This is a genomic window from Rhodoligotrophos defluvii (assembly GCF_005281615.1).
GTDB classification, from domain to species: Bacteria; Pseudomonadota; Alphaproteobacteria; order Rhizobiales; family Im1; genus Rhodoligotrophos; species Rhodoligotrophos defluvii.
Window position 1 is genome coordinate 202,218 of the sequence record NZ_SZZM01000008.1, and the last position, 18,586, is coordinate 220,803.

Here is an 18,586-nt window from a genome sequence, read left to right on the forward strand (position 1 = left end):
GGTCATCGCATTGGACGGCAGACGCGCCAAACTGGCACGCGCCGCCCGGAGACCGATGGCGGGTCAAGCGGGAGAGGCCGGATGAAGCTTGCAGTCGATCAGATCCGCATCCCCTGCGTCATGATGCGGGGCGGAACGTCGCGCGGCGCGTTCTTCAACCGGAATGATCTGCCCGCCGACCCTGCCATGCGGGATGCGGTGCTGGTCGCGGCCATGGGCAGCGGCAACCCGCTGCAGGTGGACGGCATCGGCGGCGGCAATCCTCTGACCAGCAAGGTTGCGATCGTCTCCGTTTCGGAGCGGGAGGATGCCGATCTCGACTATTTGTTCGCGCAGGTGAATGTCGAGCGGGCGCAGGTGGACACCAAGCCGAACTGCGGCAACATGCTCGCCGCGGTCGGGCCTTATGCGCTGGAGGCGGGGCTCGTCGAAGCACAGTCACCGCGCACAAGCTTGCGCATCTACAATGTGAACACCGACGCGGTGATCGAGGCGATGATAGAGACGCCCGACGGTATCGCCACCTACAAGGGCGACTGCCGCATCGACGGCGTCGCGGGCACCGGCGCTCCGGTGCGTCTCAATTTCAGCGACTCGGAAGGCGCGGTCACCGGCGCGCTGCTTCCCACCGGCCATATCCGGGATGTGATCGACGGCGTCGAGACCTCTGTGGTCGACTACGCCGTCCCGGTCATGTTCGTGCGCGCGGAGGACCTGGGGCTTGACGGCAACGAACCTCCGGCGGTTCTGACCGCTAATCGCGCGGTTTTCGACCGGATGGAGGCATTGCGGCTCGAGGCGGGCCGGCGCGCCGGCCTCGGAGACGTGTCGGGATCGGTGGTGCCCAAGATCGCCGTGGTGGCCAGGCCGCGCGGCGATGGGGTGGTGCTGTCGCGCTATTTCACCCCGCGGACGGCGCATGAGAGCTATCCGGTGACCGGCGGCCTGTGCCTGGCGGTGGCCTCCTGCCTCGATGGCAGCGTGGTGCATGAGCTCGTGCGCGAGCCCGTTCGCGAGGCGGGCATCGTCGGCATCGAGCATCCCGTGGGCAAGCTCGAGATCGAGATCGAGCTCCGCCGTGCGGGCGCCAATCGCTCGCCGATCGCCCGTGCATCCCTGGTGCGCACCGCGCGGCGGCTGTTCGACGGCTTCGTCTATGTGCCGCGGCAGGTTGTCGAAGCGGTGGCGGCGCCGGTCCCCAGTGGCCTCGCTCACCAGAGCGCGTGAGGACCTGATCATGCGGAATTCCGCCTTACCCAAAGACAAAGACCTGGCCCGCACAAGCTCCGATGAAGCGTTCGCCGCAGAGCAACACCGAGCTGCGCAGGTCGCTGCGAGCCCTGGCCGACGCGCGCTGCCCTGGCGGGGGGACCGGGGCGGCACCGTGCTGATCCTCGGGAACTACCGGCCGGCCCTGACCGCCGCCAGGACGCTTGCCGCGCTCGGGTTTCAGGTGGCGGTGACCGCCAACCCCGATCAGCCCTTTGCGGAGTACTCGCGGACGGTAAGCAAGGTCTGGGATGCGCCGCCGGCGGGTGACGAGGCTTTTGCCGCGGCACTGCTGTCTTACGTCGATGCCAATCCCGATATTGTCGCGGTGATGCCGGTGAGCGAAGCCATGCTCGACCTGCTGGTGGCCAATTGGCAACCGCTGATCAGCCGCAACATACGGCTTGCCATGCCGCCGCCGGGCATTGTTCGGCAGTGCCACGACAAGACCGGCATGCTGGACATCGCCACCGTCGCCGGCCTGGATTGCCCGCCCTATGCGGTCGCGCCGGATGCAGCTGCGCTGGCGGCCACAGCTCGCCAAGTAGGCTTTCCACTGGTGGTCCGCCCGCTCACGCCAGGCACCCGCTTCGGCAAGCTCAAGGCCATCACCTTCAACAGTGCCGAAGAGCTCGACGGCTATCCGATGGCGGTGTTCGAGGCGGCCGGCCCCATGCTGCTGCAGCGCTATTTCACCGGTCGCCGCTACAACGTCTATTTCGCCGCCTTCGACGGGCGCGTGGTCGACGAGCAGCATGCGCGCATCTTCCGGTCCGACCGGGCGGATGGCAGCGGCCTGACGGTCGAGGGCGAGACCATTCCGGATGTGCCGGAGCTGTCGAAGGATGTGCACGCGCTCGCGCGCGCCCTCCGCTACACGGGGGTGGGCTGCGCCCAGTTCCTTTTCGACGAGAAGGCCCGGAGCCGCTGCTTCCTTGAGATCAACCCACGCTTTGGGGCGAATTACTCCTTCGTCGAGGCGGCCGGCATGCCGTTGACCCATCTGTGCCTGCTGTTGGCAGGATCTGATCCCGTGGTGCCGAGGCTGGCCGGGCGGGATCGCCGGAAGCGGGTCCATTTCGTCTGGAGCTACGGGGACTTCGCGGGGCTGGTCCACGAGATCATCCGGCGCCAGATCGGCCTCGGCGAGACGCTTGCCTGGGCGGTGCGGGCGATCACGGCGGCCGTCAAGGCCGATCTGCACGTGACCTGGGCCAAGGATGATCCGAAGCCCACCATTATGACATACGCGGGCCGGCTGATCCGATGGATAAAGCCTCAAGGCGCTGCGCGGAAATCTCAATAAATGATCGGGAGGGACGGGTGCCGGCAGAATGGACAATGCGGCCTGGCGGCGAGACCGGTACGGTGCTGATCCTCGGCAACTACCGGCCGGCGCTGACGGTGGCGCGCAAGCTCAAAGCCCTGGGCTACCGGGTGGCCGTCAATGCCAACAAGCAGCAGCCGCTGCTCGAGTATTCCCGCGCGGTCAGCCTGATCTGGGACGCGCCGCCGCCCAGCGACCAAGGCTTCATGGCGGCTCTGCTGTCGTTCATCGACGCCCAGGGCGATGTGGTCGCCATCATCCCGGTCAGCGAGCCCATGGTCGATGTGCTGGCCGCGAACTGGAAAGCGCTGGCAAGCCGCGAAGTTCGGCTGGCGACGCCCGCCCCGGCCATCGTTCGGCGCTGCCATGACAAGACCGGCATGCTCGACCTCGCCACAAGAGCCGGACTGGACTGCCCGCCCTATGCGGTTGCATCGAATGCCGATGTCCTGGACGCGACGGCCATACAGGTGGGCTTTCCGCTGGTGATACGGCCGCTTACCCCGGGCAGCCGCTTCGGCACGCTCAAGGCGATCACGGTTGCCAGCCGGGAAGAGCTCGCGTGCTATCCGGCCGAGCTGTTCGAGGCAGCGGGGCCGATGCTGCTGCAGCGGCATTTCAGCGGCCGCCGCTATAATGTCTATTTTGCCGCCCGCAACGGCCGGATCGTCGACGAGCAGCATGTGTGCATTCTGCGGTCGGACCGGGTGGATGGCAGCGGCCTTGCCGTCGAGGGCACGAGCATCGCGGATATCCCAGAGCTTTCGCGCGATGTCCACCGCCTGGTGCACATGCTGGACTACACTGGTATCGGTTGTGCCCAGTTCCTGTTCGACGAGACGACCCGCGCCCGCTGCTTCCTCGAGATCAATCCGCGCCTGGGCGCCAATTACGCCCTGGTGGAAGCTGCCGGCATGCCGCTCACCCGGCTCTGCCTCGCGCTTGCCGAGGCGCAGCCCGAGCACCCCGTGCCGCTCCAGCGCGAGCAAAGATCGGTCCATTTTGCCTGGACCTATGGCGATCTCGCGGGCCTGTGGCACGCCGTCACCCAAGGGGACGTGGGCCTCAAGGGCGCGCTCGCCTGGCTCGGCGATGCGATACGCGCGGGCCTCACGGCGGACATGCACATCACCTGGACGCGGGATGACCCGAAGCCGACGCTCATGACCTATATGGGCAGGCTCATGCCCCGGCTAAGGCCATGGCTGGCGCAGATCGGGCGGCGTTTCGACCGGGCGGGGCGCCCGCAAAGGTGCGCGAACGGGCAGGCGGATTTTCACCCCTGAGGGCAGGGGGGCGCCGGCGTTCAGCCGCCGGTCACCGACATGTGGCGGCTGAGCGCCGGTTTCTTGTGCCGGCGGTCGATCACGAAGTCATGCCCCTTGGGCTTGCGGGCAATGGCGGCATCGATCGCCTCATAGAGCCGCTGGTCGCCGTCGGAGGCGCGCAGGGGCGCGCGCAGATCGACCGCGTCCTCCTGGCCGAGACACATGAACAAGGTGCCGGTGCAGGTCAGCCGCACTCTGTTGCAGCTTTCGCAGAAATTGTGGGTCATGGGCGTGATGAAGCCGAGCCGCCCGCCTGTCTCGCGCACGGTCACATAGCGTGCGGGGCCGCCGGTGCGGTGGGCGGAATCTTCCAAAGTGAAGCGCTCGCGCAGGCGCGCTCTGACCAGCGAGAGCGGCAGGTACTGGTCGGTCCGGTCGCCATCGATATCGCCGAGGGGCATGGTCTCGATCAGGGTCAGGTCCATGTCCTGCCCGTGGCACCAGACCAACATGTCGGCAATCTCGTCCTCGTTGACGCCTCTGAGCGCCACCATGTTGATCTTGACCTTGAGCCCGGCGGCCCGTGCCGCGGCGATGCCGGCCATCACCTTGTCCGGGTCGCCCCAGCGGGTGATCTTGCGGAACAGGTCGGGATCGAGCGTGTCGAGCGACACGTTAATGCGCCTGACCCCACACGCATAAAGCTCGGCAGCATAGCGGCCGAGCTGGCTGCCATTGGTGGTGACCGTCAGCTCCTCGAGCGCGCCGCTGTCGAGATGCCGCTTGAGGCCGCGGAACAGGGTCATGATGTCCTTGCGCACCAGCGGCTCGCCCCCGGTGATGCGCAGCTTGCGCACGCCCTTGGCGATGAAGGCGGAGCAGATCCGGTCGAGCTCCTCCAAAGTGAGGATTTCGCGCTTGGGCAGGAAGGTCATGTTTTCCGCCATGCAGTAGACACAGCGGAAATCGCAGCGGTCGGTCACCGAAACGCGCAAATAGGTGATATGGCGGCCGAACGGGTCGACCATCTGCCTGCGCAAATCCGTTGGATGAACTGTCATCGCCTCTTGCCTGTCCGCCCCGCGCACATCATGCGGCCACCTTGACGGTGGCCTCGTGCTGAATCCTCACCCTTATATAGGTGCAGAAGCCCCGAGATCTCCAGATCCGATGCGATCAAGGAGACTTGACCTCGAAAATGGTCGGCATGTGCTGGACGAGATTGACCTTCCAGCCGTCGGGTTTGAGCCGGCGCAGCTCGCGGGGATGGATGAACTCGTCGCGGAACCAGGGGAACCGCTGGGGCGAGAACGTCTCCTTGAGCCAGTCGATCATGATCGACACGCGGGTCGAGCTGCGCACGTCCGGGTGGTAGGTCATCCAGATATCGACCGAATGGTGGAAACCGACGTCGATCGGCTGCAAGTCATCCGAGAGTACGGCAGCATAGGTCGCAAGCCCGCCGATGCCGGCGCCTTTTTCCACCGCGTGGTAATGGGCCGTGCTGGCATTGGTGCGGATGGCGACGATGCCCTCGGGATTGTCGATGCCGAGGAAGCGCGCCGCCACGCCGTCCTCCAACTGCGGCGCGCTCTGGTCCACCAGCCGATGGCGCAGAATGTCCTCGCGCGAGCGCGGCATGCCGAAGGCGGCGATATAGGCGCTGGAGGCGAAGGGGTAGATATGCAGCCGCCCCAGCTTGGTGACCTTGAGGTCGGGGTTGGTGGGCCGGGTGAACTGGATGCCGATATCCGCTTCCATGCGAAGCACGTCGGCGCTCTCCATGGCGCATTTCAGCTCGATGATCAGCTTCGGATTGGTCCGTTGCAGCTCGACCAGGCGCGGGGCGAGCCAATAGGTGCCGAGGCCCTCGGTGATCGATACGCGGACGAGGCCGGAGGGATTGGTGTCGGTTCCCTGGACGGCGCGCAGCAGCTCGTAGGAGGTCATTTCCATGCGCTTGGCATGGGAGAGGATGGCCGCGCCCGCCGGGGTGAGCTCGACCCCATCGGGCAGGCGGTCGAACAGCCGCACCTGCAGGGTCGCTTCCAGCTTGTCGATCCGCCGCACGATCGTCGAGGAGCTGATCTTGAGCCGTTCCGCAGCCTGCCTCAGCGAGCCGCTCTCGGCAGCCGCGATAAAAAGGCGCAAGTCATCCCAGTCCGGTTGTGCAGCCGGATCGGCGGGGTGGGTCAGTTCTGCAGCACGGCGCTCCATATTTTTCAGCAAGGCGCCCCTCCGAAGTATGGGTAAATCTCAATCACTTCCTGGGCTTATGCTCAGTCTATGACTTCGCTCTTAAGAGCGCACCATTATTTCCAAGCCACCTGACACGAAAAATGTCAATCACTGGTTTGGCAATAGGGGGCCGGTGCGATAGAGAGCTTCGGGGCCAGGAAGTAGGTAATGAGCGTAAATAAGCCGAGAGAGCTTGATTATCTCGACGTAAACAGCTTGCCGAAAGGCATCCAGATCCGCACTGTCCGGCAGGAAGACGTCAATGTTCTCTATCAGCTTGCAGTCCGGCATTTCGGAAATGAGATCGCCAGCTTCGATGTGGTCGAGCGGATTCTTCAGCATCATCCAGAATCCGCCTATGCGATCGGCCGGTACGACAAGACCAAGAAGTTCAAGCCGCTGGGCTATGTTGCGCTCCTGATGTTGAACCAAGAGGGGGTGAAACGACTCAAGATGGGTGAGTTCAATGCCGCAGATCCGGATTTGGCTCACCTCAGTCTACCGGGCGAGCAACCGGCAGGCATTTACGTCTGGGGCGTCGTCGCCCCGGGCAAGGCGATCGCAGGATTGCCGAAAATCATGGAAATATTGAAGCGAAAGCCTTATTGCCATGCAGACGTTTATGCAAGACCAGCGTCGGTCTCGGGACTGCATCTCATGCAGGCGCTATGTTTCGAGCGTATTTTTGATGGTGCGCGGGGCGAGAAGCCACTGTACCGTTATCGACGATTGATCAATCGCAAAGCGAGTCTTTTTGTTGTATAAACGTAAGGTGGCATGGCGGCGTAAGGCGTAAATGGAGCAGGGAATGAGCAGGTTCGGTGCCAGCTACTCCTTCAACACCTATCGGAAGAGCGGCCAACGGTCACCCTTCACGAACGAGAGGGAGATCGGGATCAAGATCGCGGATTGCATAGAGGACCTGATGAAGGTCTTCGCGATCCGCTCAGCGGTCTATCTCAGCGAGCAGGACTGCCCGTATGAGGAGGAGTTCGACGGGAACGACTTCTCGGCGTCGCATCTTCTCGGCTTCATCGGCGATGAGCCGGTCGCCTGCATGCGCATCCGCTATTTCGCAGGGTTCGCCAAGTTGGAGCGCTTTGCCGTCCGGCAAGCCTATCGCAAGTCGCGCATGGCCATCACGATGGCCAAGGCGGCGATCGAGCTGTGCCGGATGAAGGGCTACACCAAGATCTACGGCCATGCGCAGGATCCCCTGGTAAGCTTCTGGTCGCGCTTCGGCGGCAAGCCGGTGGAGCCGCGTCGCGAGCTCGTCTTCTCGGATTATCGCTATACCGAGATCGTGATCGAGGTAGAGCCCCATCCCGAGGCCCTGACGCTGGAAACGGACCCTTACGTGCTCATCCGGCCGGAAGGGCAGTGGGACAAGCCGGGCGTGCTCGACCGGTCGGTCATGCGGACGACCCCAACCGCCGCGGCAAGCTGAGCCGGCAATCAATATAACTTTTATCAGGCTTCGCAGCTCGCGGAGGCGATCTATAATCGTGCCCAGTCGAGATAGGGGCACCTGATGCAAATTGTCGATGCGGAGACTGTTCACCGGCTCCTGCGCTTCGAAGGCCTGGTCGAGGCGTTGGCCGCCAAGCATCGGCTCCCCGAGCCGTTGGATGACCGCTCGGAACTACATCATGAAGGCGAGGGCGAGACCCCGGACACGTTCTTCGTGCTGCCGGCATGGACGCCGGGGGAAGCGTTCGGCTGCAAGCTGGTCACGGTGATGCCGGCCAACCCCAGAAAACCAGCCGGCCTGCCGGCGGTGCAGGGGTCCTATATCCTGTTTGACGGCGAAACCGGCTCGCCCGCCGTGCTCATCGACGGAACGGTGCTCACCTACTACAAGACGGCTGCTGACTCCGGCCTCGGCGCCAAGCTTCTGGCCCGGCCCGATGTCGAGACCCTGCTGGTGTGCGGGGCAGGGGCGCTGGCGCCCTATCTCGTGCGTGCCCACCTGGCGGTGAGGCCCAGCCTGCGCCGGGTTCTGGTGTGGAACCGCACGCCGCGCAAGGCCCGGGCGCTTGCGGCAGAACTCTGCGGTTCCGGGGTCGCCGCGGAGGTTGCCGAGAAGCTGGATGCGGCCGTCGGTGAGGCCGATGTCATAAGTTGCGCCACGGCGGCGACCACGCCCTATATTCGCGGCGCGTGGCTCAAGCCTGGCCAACATCTCGATCTGGTGGGCAGCTTCACGCCCGCCATGCGCGAGTGCGACGATGAAGCGGTGCGGCGGTCGCGGCTCTATTGCGACTCCCGCCGCTATGGCATCGACCAGCCGGGAGACCTCGGCGAGCCTTTGCGGCGCGGCGTGATCGAACGGAGCGATATCATCGGCGACCTGTTCGATCTTTGCCAGAGCAGAGTAGAGGGGCGGAAATCGCCGGGGGAGATCACCCTGTTCAAGAACGGTGGCGGTGGCCATCTCGACCTGTTCACCGCCATGCATGTGCGGGACCGGCTGTGTCTGGTGGGTGCGGTGTAGCCATGACGAGCGGCACCGCCAATCCGGAGGCCGAGCGTGCGAAATCGGGTCCATCGGTGCCGGCCGTCGCCGCCGGCCTGCTGGCGGCGCTGGTGGGCTTTGCCAGCTCCTTCGCCGTGGTGATCGCCGGCCTGCAGGCGGTGGGCGCCTCTCAGGCCGAGGCGGCATCCGGGCTGATGGCCGTGGCGGTTGTGAAAGGCATCATCGCCGTTTTCCTAAGCCTCAACCGCCGCATGCCGATCAGCCTCGCCTGGTCGACGCCGGGGGCGGCACTGCTTGCGACCTCGGGCGCGGTGGAAGGGGGCTTTCCTGCAGCGGTCGGCGCATTCGCGGCGACGGGCCTGCTCATCATCGGTGCTGGCTTGTGGCGGCCGCTGGGGCGGGCGGTCAGCGCGATCCCGGCTCCACTCGCCAATGCGATGCTGGCGGGCGTGCTGCTGGGCCTGTGTCTGGCGCCGGTGAAGGCGGTGGGCGAGATGCCGCTGTTCGCGCTGACCATCATCGCCACCTGGGCGATCGTGGCGCGCTTCAAGCGGCTTTATGCGGTGCCGGTGGCGGTGCTGGTCACCGTCATGCTGTTGGCCTTGTCGACCGAGCTTTCAGGCGAAGCGATCGGCTCGATCTGGCCGCGGCTCGTGCCGGTGTGGCCGAGCTTCTCCCTGCCCGCCATGATCGGAATTGCCTTGCCGCTATTCATCGTGACCATGGCGTCCCAGAACATTCCCGGCATGGCGGTGCTCAACGCCAATGGCTATCGGCCCGATCCCGGCCCCCTGTTCACTTGGACCGGCATCGGCACGATGCTAGCGGCGCCGTTCGGCGGCCATGCCATGAACCTGGCCGCCATCACCGCGGCCATCTGCGCGGGGCCGGACGCCGATCCCGACCCGAAGCGGCGGTATTGGGCGGCTGTCGTGGCGGGCATCACCTATGTGGCGCTCGGCCTTTGCGCCGCGGCGGCCACCGCTTTGCTGGCCGCCTCGCCGCCGATCCTCATTCAGGCGGTGGCCGGCCTTGCCCTGCTCGGCGCCTTCGGCACGGCGCTGATGGCGGCCATGGCGGAAGCGAGAGACCGGGAGGCGGCGGTGGTCACCTTCCTCGTGACCGCTTCAGGCCTCAGCCTGTTCGGCATCAGCGGCGCATTCTGGGGCCTCGTTGCGGGTGGGGCGATCTATGGGCTGGCGCGCTGGCGTGCCCAGGCCTGAGCGGCCGAGGCTCAGGTGGCCGCCTCCGCCTCGCCCGCGCGATAGGCGCTGACTTGCCGGATCAGCACCGGCACGATCAGCAGCACGCCGAGAAGCGTGGAATAAAGCTCCGGCGCGACCAGCAGAATGGCGGCGAGCCCGAGCAGCAAGCGTTCCCAGGCCTTCAGATTGGCCAGCAGATAGCCGGACAGGGCCGCCCCCAGACAGGCGATGCCTGCCGCACAGCCGAGAAAGGCCAGACTGAAAGCCGTCCAGGTGAAGTCCTTGGTGACCAGCAGCAGCGATGGAGAGAAGACGAACACGAAGGGCACCAGCACCTTGCCCAGCCCCAGGCGGAAGGCGGTGTTGCCGGTGCGGAACGGATCGGCGCCCGCCATGCCCGCCGCCGCGTAGGCCGCCAGCGCCACCGGCGGCGTGATGTCGGCGAGCACGCCATAGTAGAACACGAAGAAGTGGGCGACGATCGGCTCGACCCCGAGCAGCCCGAGGGCAGGAGCGGCGATCGTGGCCATGATGATGTAGTTGGCGGTCGTCGGAATGCCGCAGCCCATGAGGATGCAGACAATGCCGGTCATGATCAGGGTGAACAACAGGGTCAGCGCCTTGGGGCCGAAGACGTCAGGCGGCACGATCGTGCCGAACCAGGCGGCCATGTCCGCGGCGGTGGAGGTGACGATATAGGAGATCTTGAAGCCGACGCCGGTCAGGGTCACCACGCCGACGATGATGCCCACCGTGGCCGCAGCCGCGCCCACCGCAAGGGCGTATTTCGCGCCATCCCGCAGGCCGGCCAGAATATCGCCGATGCCCATGCGATTGCGCGGATTGAGCAGGCCTACGGCGACGCACAGGGTGATCCCCCAGAACGCCGCGAGATAAGGGGTATAGCCCATCAGCAGCACCGTGAGCAGCGCGACGAGCGGGATGATGGTGGGCCAGTCCCGCTTGAGGGCGGCTTTCACGTCGGGCATCTCGTCCGGCCGCAAGCCGCGCAGGCCGTTGCGCTTGGCCTCGAAGTGCACCTGCACCAACACGCCAAGAAAATGCATGAATGCGGGCACGACCGCCGCGAGGATAATGGTCGTATATGGCAGGCCCAGGAACTCGATCATGATGAAGGCGGCGGCGCCCATGATGGGCGGCGTGATCTGGCCACCGGTCGAAGCAGCGGACTCGACCGCCGCCGCGAAGTGGCGCTTGTAACCGAGATTGATCATCGCGGGGATGGTGAGCGAGCCGACCGTGACCGTGTTGGCGACGGAGGACCCGGAGATCATGCCGAACAGGGCGGAGCCGAAGATCGACACCTTCGCCGGCCCGCCGGCAAAGCGGCCGGCTACCCAGGCGGCGCAGTCCAGGAACAGTTGCCCGAGGCCGATGCGGGTGGCGAACACGCCGAACAGCACGAAATGGAAGACATAGGTCGCCACCACCCCGAGGGCGACGCCGTAGATGCCCTGGGTGGTCATGTAGAGGTGATCGATGAGCTGAGAAACCGTGGATCCCGGATGCACGAGAATGCCCGGCATGTGCGGCCCGAACAGCGCATAGGCCATGAACAGGATGGAAATGACCGGCAACGGCCAGCCGACCGAGCGCCGGGTCGCCTCGAGCAGCAGCAGGATCAGCGCCCCCCCGAAAAACACGTCGGCCGTGGTCGGATTGCCGACCCGGAACGCCAGCTCGTCCAGCGGGATGAGCGGCACGTGGATGACCGCGAGCACCGCTAGGATCGCCAGCATCCAGTCCAGGATCGAGATGCCGAACGGCCTCAGGATGCTGGCCCGCGCCGGTTCCGTGTAGCCTCGCTTCGAGAACGGAAACACGAGGAACACCAGGGCGAGCACGAAGGAGAGGTGAATGCCGCGGTGGATCATCTCCGGGAGGAGGCCGAATCCGGCGGTGTAGTAATGAAAGATCGAGAGGGCGACGAGGGCGGCGCCTACCAGGAGGCTCGGAAACCTCGACAGCGGGCGAAAGCGGATTTCGGAGTCGAATTTCTCCTCGAGCTCGCGCGCCTTCTGCTCGTCGAGCTCCAATGGGGCGAGATGAACGTCGTCCTGGTTCGCGTTCGTCATCAAAAGTCCTTGGCTTGCCACTCTCGCGCCCCGCTGGTGTCAGCGCCCGGTCCGGCGGGCTCGAAAGTGCGGCCCAGCTTCACGAAGGGCCGCATGCCTTCCGACATGCGGCCCACGATCTGCCATGTCTGCAACGGGTTACGACCGCGCGCAGTTGCCAATCATTCCTACTGATTGAGAACGCCGGCTTCCTTGTAGAAGCGCTCGGCGCCGGGATGCAGAGGAATGCCGAGGCTGGTGGTGGCATTCTCAAGGGTGATCATCTTGCCCTTGGCGTGGCCGGCATCAAGCTCCTTGCGGGTTTCGTCGCTCCACAAGGCCTTGGTGATGTTGTAGATGAGCTCCTCGGGCTGCTTGGCGCTGGTCACCCATTGCGCGGCGACGGAGATGGTCTCGGTCTCGCCGACGCCCGCATAGGTGTCGGCAGGCACCGTATCCTTGTTGAAGAAGCTGTACTCGTTCAGCAGCTTCTCGCGGCCCTCGCCGTCGATCGGCACCAGCGTGATGCCGTGGGAGGAGGCCAGCTCGGAAATCGCGCCGGTGGGATAGCCGCCGACGAAGAAATAGGCATCCAGCGCATTGTCGCGCAGACGGTCGCCCGCCGGGCCCGGCTTCAGATATTCCGGCTGGATATCCTTCTCGGAGAGCCCATAGGCGGCCAGCACGATGCGGGCATCCACAATGGTGCCGGAACCGGGCTCGTCGATAGACACCCGCTTGCCCTTGAGGTCGGCCACGGACTTGATGTTCGCATCCTTGCGCGCAACGATGTGCACGGTTTCGGGGTAGAGCGTGGCGATGAGGCGCAGATCCTCGACCTTCGGCTTGCCCTCGTAGAGGCCGGTGCCGGTATAGGCCCAATAAGCCACGTCGGATTGGGAGAACCCGGATTCCATGCTGCCGGCCTGGATCGCGTTGATGTTGGCGACCGAGCCGTTGGACGAGACCGCGGTGGCCACCAGCCCTTCGACGCCATGGCCGCTGGTGGCCGAGATGGCGTTCGCGATGAGGCCGCCAATTGGGTAGTAGGTGCCGGCGGTTCCACCGGTTCCGATACGGAAAAAGGCGGGCGTTTGCGCAACCGCGATCGTGGCGCCGGCAACGGCCGCAGCAACCACCATAGCCAGCAGGCAACGAGATTTAGCGATGAACTTCATCAGCCTTCCCCATTTGTTCTTCATTGAGCCTATGAGCATGACGCTGCACGCCGCAATTGTCGATCCTTTATTCTCACTTCCTTATCGGCGTTTCGTATAACTTGACGCGCCGATTTCCTCAGCTGTGCACTCCAGCGATTCTCAACGGACCGGCCACAGTCCGCGCCTCTGACGCCCAGTCTCTTGACATCGGTCCAAATTTGTACATAATGTCCAAATTGGAGAACGTCATGGTGGATCATCGAGCCGCTGCGGCTGCAGCACTGGCAGAACAGCCGGACATCGACCTCAGCGTCAGGAAACAGCGCGAGGCCTTGTCTGCGCCTGCGGTCCGCCTGTTTCTTAATATGGCCGACCGCTGGCAGCTGTCGGTCGGGGATCGGCAGGTGCTCCTGGGGGGCATTGCCCGACAGACCTATCACAACTGGCAGAGCGGCCGGATTTCGGTGCTGTCGCGCGATCAACTGGAACGTGTCTCGCTGGTGCTCGGCATCTACAAGGCGCTCAAGCTGGTGTTCGCCGACGATGAAGGCGCGATGCGCTGGCTGAAGAGCCCCAACCACGACGTGCCGTTCGCCGGGCGTTCGCCGCTTGCGCACATGCTGCGCGGCGGCATGGACGATCTCTTCGCGGTGCGGCGCTATCTCGATGCGTGGCGAGGCATGAAATGACGGGTGCGGTGCGGGTGGCCCCGCTGCGCACCGCAAAGGTTGCCGCGCGCATGCACCGCTTGATCGCCAGCCGCTACCCGACCGTGGGCGTGTTCGACGATATCGCCGCCAGCGAAGAAGACCTGCGTGCGGCTTTCGCGCTGGAAGCGCTCACCAATGACCGCATGACCACCCTGACCCAGCGGCTGACCCTGTTCGAGCCCGGCGACATCGTCTCGGGCCCGACCGCGAGCCTGGTGATGGCCGCCTTCCTGCATGCGGACGACAAGGGCGGCCGTTTCACCGATGGCCGCCTCGGGGCCTGGTATGCGTCACTGGAGGTCGAGACGGCGGTGGCGGAGACCGTCTATCACTCGGAACGCCGGCTGCGTCTGTCCGAGGGTGGCTTCCCCAATGCGATCGAAATGCGCGAGCTGGTGAGCCGGGTGGATGCCAAGCTGGTGGACCTGCGCGGGCGCATGCAGGAGCGGCCCGAGCTCTACCATCCCACCGACTATTCGGCCGCGCAGGCCTTCGGGGTCGCTTTGCGCTGGCCCATACGCCAACAGATGAAGGACAGGCCCATGTCCGCACGCGAGATCGCCCAGGAGCGGGCGGGCCGGAACGGCATCGTCTATGACAGCGTCCGGCGGGAGGCGGGCACCTGCCTGTGTCTCTACAAGCCGGCGTTGGTGCAGCTGCCGGTGCTGCAAGGGGATCACTACCGCTATAGCTGGAGCGCCTCGGGCCGGCTGACCGTTGCCCGCATCAGCACGGTGGAGGCGCCGGTGGCGGGCTGAGCGGGCGGGCCGGCGGCCGGGTGGTACCAGCGACCGCAGCGTCTATTGCTTGCTTCCCAGCCGCTCCAGCACGCGATCACGGCCGATGAGCGGCAGGAGGCCGGCCAGTTCCGGCCCGTGGTCGAGCCCGGTGATCGCCCGGCGCAGCGGCATGAACAGCGCCTTGCCTTTGCGCCCGGTTGCAGCTTTCACGCCGTTCGTCCAGTCGCGCCACGTATCGGCGCCCCATGGCTCGTGCGGCAGCAGGCGTGCCGCCTCGGCGATGAAGTCGGGCTCGTCGATGTCGGGCTCGACCGGCCCCGTTACGACGCGCCACCAGTCGGCCGCCTCCGCCACGGTGGCGAGATTACCGCGCACCGCCAGCCAGAACGGCTCACCGCCGCCCACGCCTAGAGTCGCGAGCCGGTCGGCCACCGCCCTATAAGGCAGGCCATGGATCAGGCGGGCATTGAGCGCCTTGAGCTCAGCCTCGTCGAAGCGCACCGGGGCGCGCGACAGCTTGGCAAGATCGAAGCTGGCGACGAGCTCGGCCATATCCGCGTGGGGCTGCACCGTTTCCGAGGTGCCGAGCATGGCCGCAAGGGTGACGATCGCCATGGGCTCGATGCCGGCTTCGCGCAGGCTTTCTATGGAGAGCGCGCCGGTGCGCTTGGACAGGCCCTGGCCTTCGGCGCCGAGCAGGAGGCTGTGATGGGCGAATTCCGGCGCCTTCGCGCCTAAGGCTTCGAACAGCTGGATCTGCACGGCGGTATTGGTGACGTGGTCTTCGCCGCGGATCACGTGGGTCACGCTCTTGTCGATGTCATCGACCACGCTGGGCAGGGTGTAGAGATAGCTGCCGTCGTGGCGCACCAGCACAGGGTCGGACAGGCTGTCAAAGGCGAACGACTGATGCCCCCGGATATGGTCATCCCACTCGACCCGCCGGTCGTCCAGCAGGAAGCGCCAGTGCGGCCGGCGGCCCTCCGCTTCAAGACTTGCCCTTTCCTCCGCCGAAAGCTCGAGCGCGCTGCGGTCATAGACCGGCGGTAGGCCGCGGGCCAGCTGCCGCTTGCGCTTGCGTTCGAGCTCGTCCGGCGTCTCGTAGCAGGCATAGAGCCGGCCGGCTGCCCGGAGCTGGTCGGCGGCTTCGTCATAACGGGCCAGCCGGTCCGACTGGCGGAACACCGTATCCGGCTGGAGGCCGAGCCAGGTGAGATCCTCCTCGATGCCGCGGGCGAAAGCCTCGGTCGAGCGGGCGGTGTCGGTGTCGTCGAGGCGCAGCAGAAATTCGCCACCGGTCTTGCGCGCGAACAGCCAGTTGAGCACCGCGGTGCGGGCATTGCCGATATGAATCCGGCCAGTCGGGCTCGGCGCAAAGCGCACCCTGGTTGCCATGGTGATCAGCCTCGATCGCGAAAATGATTGGTGATGGGATAGCGCCGGTCCCGGCCAAAATTACGGCGGGTGAGCTTGACGCCGGGGGCGGCCTGGCGCCGCTTGTATTCGGCGCGATAAAGCATCTGCTCCACCCGCTCCACCATGGCGCGGTCAAAGCCGCGGGCGGTGATCTCCTCGACGGACGCATCCTCCTCCACCAGCCCGCGCAGAATGGCATCGAGCACGGGGTAAGGCGGCAGGCTGTCTTCGTCCTTCTGGCCGGGCCTCAGCTCGGCCGTCGGCGCCTTGGTGATGATCCGTTCCGGGATCACGCGGCCCTCCGGACCCTTGCAGCCCTTCGGCCGCCGCTGATTGCGCAGCCTCGCCAGGGCGAACACGTCGGTCTTGTAGATGTCCTTGATCGGGTTGAAGCCGCCGTTCATGTCGCCGTACAACGTGGCATAGCCAACCGATACCTCGGATTTGTTGCCGGTGGTGACCAACATCGGCCCGCGCGCGTTGGAGATTGCCATGAGCAAGAGGCCGCGCATTCGCGACTGGATATTCTCTTCTGCAAGACCGGACGGATGGCCGTCGAGTACCGGCGCGAGCGTCTGGTCGGCGGCGGCAACCGCATCATCGATCGGCAGCGCCTGATAGCCGACCCCGAGCAGGCGGGCACAGGCTTCCGCATCCTCCAGGCTGGTGCGGCTGGTGTGGCGGTAGGGCAGCATCACGCAACTGACCCGGTCTGCCCCGAGCGCATCCACTGCGATGGCCGCACAGAGCGCGCTGTCGATGCCGCCGGACAAGCCGAGCACCACGCCGGGAAAGCCATTCTTGCGTACATAATCGCCCAGGCCGAGGACGCAGGCCAGATAGATCCCCTCGAGACCCTCCTCGATCAAGGCCCGTTCGGCGGCAGCGCACCGCCATTCATCCCCCTGACGCCGCCAGCGGGTGAGGGTGATGCGCTCTTCCCAGCCCGGGAGCTGCACGGCGAGGCTGCGGTCAGCATTGAGCACGAAGGAGGCGCCGTCGAACACCAGCTCGTCCTGTCCGCCGAGCTGGTTGACATAGGCCAGAGGCAGGCCGGTCTCCGTCACCCGCGCCACGGCCTGCTGCATGCGAAAATCGTGCTTTCCGGCCTCGAAGGGCGAACCATTCGGCACCAGCAGGATCTCGGCCCCGGCCTCCTGCAGGCATTCGCAGGCTTCCTCGGTCCAGATGTCCTCGCAGATCGGCAGGCCCAGGCGAATGCCGCGGAAGTTCACCGGCCCCGGCGCCGGCCCTGCCGCAAAGACACGCTTCTCGTCGAACACACCGTAATTGGGCAGATTGTGCTTATAGCGCACGGTGACGATCCGCCCGGCGTCGAGCAACGCGACCGCATTGTACACATGGCCGTTCTGGCGCCACGGGGTGCCGATCACCACACCGGGGCCGCCGTCGGCCGTGTCGGCCGCCAAGGCCTCGACCGCGCGCAGCGATTGCGCGGCGAAGGACGGCTTTGCCGCGAGGTCCTCGGGCGGGTAGCCGCAGATGAACAGCTCGCTGAAGACCACGAGGTCCGCGCCCGCCGCCGCTGCTTCGGCCCGGGCGTGGCGGGCGCGCTTCAGGTTCTCCTCAATGGCGCCCACGACGGGGTTGAGCTGGGCGAGCGCTATGGCGATCTCGTCGGGCATGGTGCTCTCTTACCCCCGGCACTTTCCGGGAGCAATGCTCCGCACTGCGGCGCGGCCTTGTTTCAACGGCCTGTTAGGAAATCATGCGCAGAGTTCTGCTACCGATGTGAGATCGGAGTGCGCGCCCGGAGGATTGAGTATGCGCTGGCAAGATCAACGTCGCAGCACCAACGTCGACGACGAGCGCGGGGCCGGTGGGGGCTTGGGCGACGGTAGTGGCGGGGGAATGCGTATTCCCGTGGGCGGGCGAGGCGGCATCGGCCTCGTGGGCCTGGTGGTGGTGCTCGGCCTGTCTTATTTCCTGGGCGTCGACCCCCGGGTGCTGCTTGACGGCATGAACAACGGCAGCGTGGCCACCGGCCCGCAGCAGACGACCGGGCAGGGCACCCAGACCGCGGGCGAGACCAACGACCAGATGAAGGATTTCGTCTCCGCGGTGCTGGGCAGCACGGAAGACACCTGGAGCCGCATCCTGCCGACCCTGGGCGTCCAGTATACGGATCCGACCCTGGTGCTGTTCAGCGGCGGCATCCAGTCGGCCTGCGGCTATGCCCAGACGGCCATGGGGCCATTCTACTGCCCGGGCGATCAGAAGGTGTATATCGACTTGTCCTTCTACAAGGAACTCCGGGACAGGCTCGGCGCGCCGGGCGATTTCGCCCAGGCCTATGTGATCGCCCATGAGGTTGGCCATCACGTGCAGACGCTCCTGGGCATAACGCAGAAAGTCGATTCCCTTCGCAGCCAGCTCAGCGAAGAACAGCAGAACCAGCTTTCGATCCGGGTCGAGCTGCAGGCGGACTGCTTCGCCGGGGTATGGGCGAATCAGGCCAATCAGCAGACGCACCTGCTGGACCAGGGCGACGTGGAGGAGGGGCTGAACGCCGCTGCTGCGGTCGGCGACGACCGGCTCCAGGAGGAATCCCAGGGCTATGTGGTGCCGGAGTCCTTCACCCATGGCACGTCCGAGCAACGCGTCCGCTGGTTCCGCAAGGGCCTGAGCACCGGCGACCCCCGTCAGTGCGATACCTTCAGCGCCAACCCGCTGTAGGCCGG

At 65.6% G+C, this 18,586-nt stretch carries 16 protein-coding genes; 10 read left to right on the forward strand and 6 right to left on the reverse strand.

What is annotated here, in order from left to right:
• Positions 1-81: 81 nt before the first annotated feature.
• From E4P09_RS24630 to E4P09_RS24640, 3 genes are all read left to right on the forward strand, one after another.
• Positions 82-1,227, forward strand: a complete 1,146-nt coding sequence (locus E4P09_RS24630) for a 4-oxalomesaconate tautomerase (protein WP_137392303.1) — start codon at positions 82-84, stop codon at positions 1,225-1,227.
• A 157-nt stretch (positions 1,228-1,384) separates the two neighbouring features.
• Positions 1,385-2,575, forward strand: coding sequence for an ATP-binding protein (locus tag E4P09_RS24635; protein ID WP_170984631.1), 1,191 nt, complete (start codon positions 1,385-1,387; stop codon positions 2,573-2,575).
• Positions 2,576-2,592: 17 nt separating this feature from the next.
• Complete coding sequence (locus tag E4P09_RS24640) at positions 2,593-3,882, forward strand: ATP-binding protein (protein ID WP_205042303.1); 1,290 nt, start codon at positions 2,593-2,595, stop codon at positions 3,880-3,882.
• 20 nt (positions 3,883-3,902) lie between these two features.
• Here E4P09_RS24640 and moaA read toward each other — a convergent pair whose 3' ends face one another.
• Together moaA and E4P09_RS24650 are read right to left on the reverse strand one after the other, a co-directional pair.
• Complete coding sequence (moaA, locus tag E4P09_RS24645) at positions 3,903-4,925, reverse strand: GTP 3',8-cyclase MoaA (RefSeq protein ID WP_137392306.1); 1,023 nt, start codon at positions 4,923-4,925, stop codon at positions 3,903-3,905.
• A 115-nt stretch (positions 4,926-5,040) separates the two neighbouring features.
• Positions 5,041-6,093, reverse strand: a complete 1,053-nt coding sequence (locus E4P09_RS24650) for a LysR family transcriptional regulator (RefSeq protein ID WP_137392307.1) — start codon at positions 6,091-6,093, stop codon at positions 5,041-5,043.
• Positions 6,094-6,270: 177 nt separating this feature from the next.
• Here E4P09_RS24650 and E4P09_RS24655 point away from each other — a divergent pair, with 177 nt between their 5' ends.
• The 4 genes from E4P09_RS24655 (at position 6,271) to E4P09_RS24670 (ending at position 9,801) form a co-directional block, all read left to right on the forward strand.
• Positions 6,271-6,867 carry a hypothetical protein gene (locus E4P09_RS24655; RefSeq protein ID WP_137392308.1) on the forward strand — a complete coding sequence of 199 codons (597 nt, stop codon included), beginning with the start codon at positions 6,271-6,273 and terminating at the stop codon, positions 6,865-6,867.
• 43 nt (positions 6,868-6,910) lie between these two features.
• Positions 6,911-7,549: a GNAT family N-acetyltransferase gene (locus tag E4P09_RS24660; RefSeq protein WP_137392309.1), complete on the forward strand. Its 639-nt coding sequence runs from the start codon at positions 6,911-6,913 to the stop codon at positions 7,547-7,549.
• An 84-nt stretch (positions 7,550-7,633) separates the two neighbouring features.
• Positions 7,634-8,596, forward strand: coding sequence for a bifunctional Delta(1)-pyrroline-2-carboxylate/Delta(1)-piperideine-2-carboxylate reductase (gene lhpI / locus E4P09_RS24665; RefSeq protein ID WP_137392310.1), 963 nt, complete (start codon positions 7,634-7,636; stop codon positions 8,594-8,596).
• Positions 8,597-8,598: 2 nt separating this feature from the next.
• Positions 8,599-9,801, forward strand: a complete 1,203-nt coding sequence (locus tag E4P09_RS24670) for a benzoate/H(+) symporter BenE family transporter (protein ID WP_137392311.1) — start codon at positions 8,599-8,601, stop codon at positions 9,799-9,801.
• An 11-nt stretch (positions 9,802-9,812) separates the two neighbouring features.
• On the opposite strand, the gene E4P09_RS24675 is transcribed toward E4P09_RS24670, so the two are convergent.
• Entirely contained in the window at positions 9,813-11,879 is a 2,067-nt protein-coding gene (locus E4P09_RS24675; RefSeq protein WP_137392312.1) for a TRAP transporter permease, read from the reverse strand.
• Positions 11,880-12,046: 167 nt separating this feature from the next.
• On the reverse strand, positions 12,047-13,036 hold the full coding sequence (locus E4P09_RS24680; RefSeq protein ID WP_137392313.1) for a TAXI family TRAP transporter solute-binding subunit: 990 nt from the start codon (positions 13,034-13,036) through the stop codon (positions 12,047-12,049).
• A 218-nt stretch (positions 13,037-13,254) separates the two neighbouring features.
• Between E4P09_RS24680 and E4P09_RS24685 the strand changes: the two genes are divergently transcribed.
• Together E4P09_RS24685 and E4P09_RS24690 are read left to right on the forward strand one after the other, a co-directional pair.
• Positions 13,255-13,707, forward strand: coding sequence for an MbcA/ParS/Xre antitoxin family protein (locus E4P09_RS24685; protein WP_170984633.1), 453 nt, complete (start codon positions 13,255-13,257; stop codon positions 13,705-13,707).
• On the forward strand, positions 13,704-14,486 hold the full coding sequence (locus tag E4P09_RS24690; protein WP_137392315.1) for an RES family NAD+ phosphorylase: 783 nt from the start codon (positions 13,704-13,706) through the stop codon (positions 14,484-14,486). The genes E4P09_RS24685 and E4P09_RS24690 overlap by 4 nt, the downstream gene beginning before the upstream one ends.
• A gap of 42 nt (positions 14,487-14,528) precedes the next feature.
• Here the strand turns inward: E4P09_RS24690 and gltX are convergent, their stop codons facing one another.
• A complete protein-coding gene (gene gltX / locus E4P09_RS24695; protein ID WP_428977740.1) occupies positions 14,529-15,869 on the reverse strand; it encodes a glutamate--tRNA ligase in 1,341 nt (446 codons plus the stop codon).
• Positions 15,869-17,530, reverse strand: a complete 1,662-nt coding sequence (locus E4P09_RS24700) for an NAD+ synthase (RefSeq protein WP_137392317.1) — start codon at positions 17,528-17,530, stop codon at positions 15,869-15,871. The genes gltX and E4P09_RS24700 overlap by 1 nt, the downstream gene beginning before the upstream one ends.
• Before the next feature lie 139 nt (positions 17,531-17,669).
• On the opposite strand from E4P09_RS24700, the gene ypfJ reads away from it, so the two are divergent.
• A complete protein-coding gene (gene ypfJ, locus E4P09_RS24705) occupies positions 17,670-18,581 on the forward strand; it encodes a KPN_02809 family neutral zinc metallopeptidase (RefSeq protein ID WP_137392318.1) in 912 nt (303 codons plus the stop codon).
• Positions 18,582-18,586: the final 5 nt, after the last annotated feature.

Excerpts from the sequence above, each read along its gene's own strand:
- E4P09_RS24630 (WP_137392303.1), top strand. The coding sequence starts at position 82 with ATGAAGCTTGCAGTCGATCAGATCCGCATCCCCTGCGTCATGATGCGG.
- moaA (WP_137392306.1), bottom strand. The coding sequence starts at position 4,925 with ATGACAGTTCATCCAACGGATTTGCGCAGGCAGATGGTCGACCCGTTC.
- E4P09_RS24655 (WP_137392308.1), top strand. The coding sequence starts at position 6,271 with ATGAGCGTAAATAAGCCGAGAGAGCTTGATTATCTCGACGTAAACAGC.
- E4P09_RS24660 (WP_137392309.1), top strand. The coding sequence starts at position 6,911 with ATGAGCAGGTTCGGTGCCAGCTACTCCTTCAACACCTATCGGAAGAGC.
- lhpI (WP_137392310.1), top strand. The coding sequence starts at position 7,634 with ATGCAAATTGTCGATGCGGAGACTGTTCACCGGCTCCTGCGCTTCGAA.
- E4P09_RS24670 (WP_137392311.1), top strand. The coding sequence starts at position 8,599 with ATGACGAGCGGCACCGCCAATCCGGAGGCCGAGCGTGCGAAATCGGGT.
- E4P09_RS24675 (WP_137392312.1), bottom strand. The coding sequence starts at position 11,879 with ATGACGAACGCGAACCAGGACGACGTTCATCTCGCCCCATTGGAGCTC.
- E4P09_RS24680 (WP_137392313.1), bottom strand. The coding sequence starts at position 13,036 with ATGAAGTTCATCGCTAAATCTCGTTGCCTGCTGGCTATGGTGGTTGCT.
- E4P09_RS24690 (WP_137392315.1), top strand. The coding sequence starts at position 13,704 with ATGACGGGTGCGGTGCGGGTGGCCCCGCTGCGCACCGCAAAGGTTGCC.
- E4P09_RS24700 (WP_137392317.1), bottom strand. The coding sequence starts at position 17,530 with ATGCCCGACGAGATCGCCATAGCGCTCGCCCAGCTCAACCCCGTCGTG.
- ypfJ (WP_137392318.1), top strand. The coding sequence starts at position 17,670 with ATGCGCTGGCAAGATCAACGTCGCAGCACCAACGTCGACGACGAGCGC.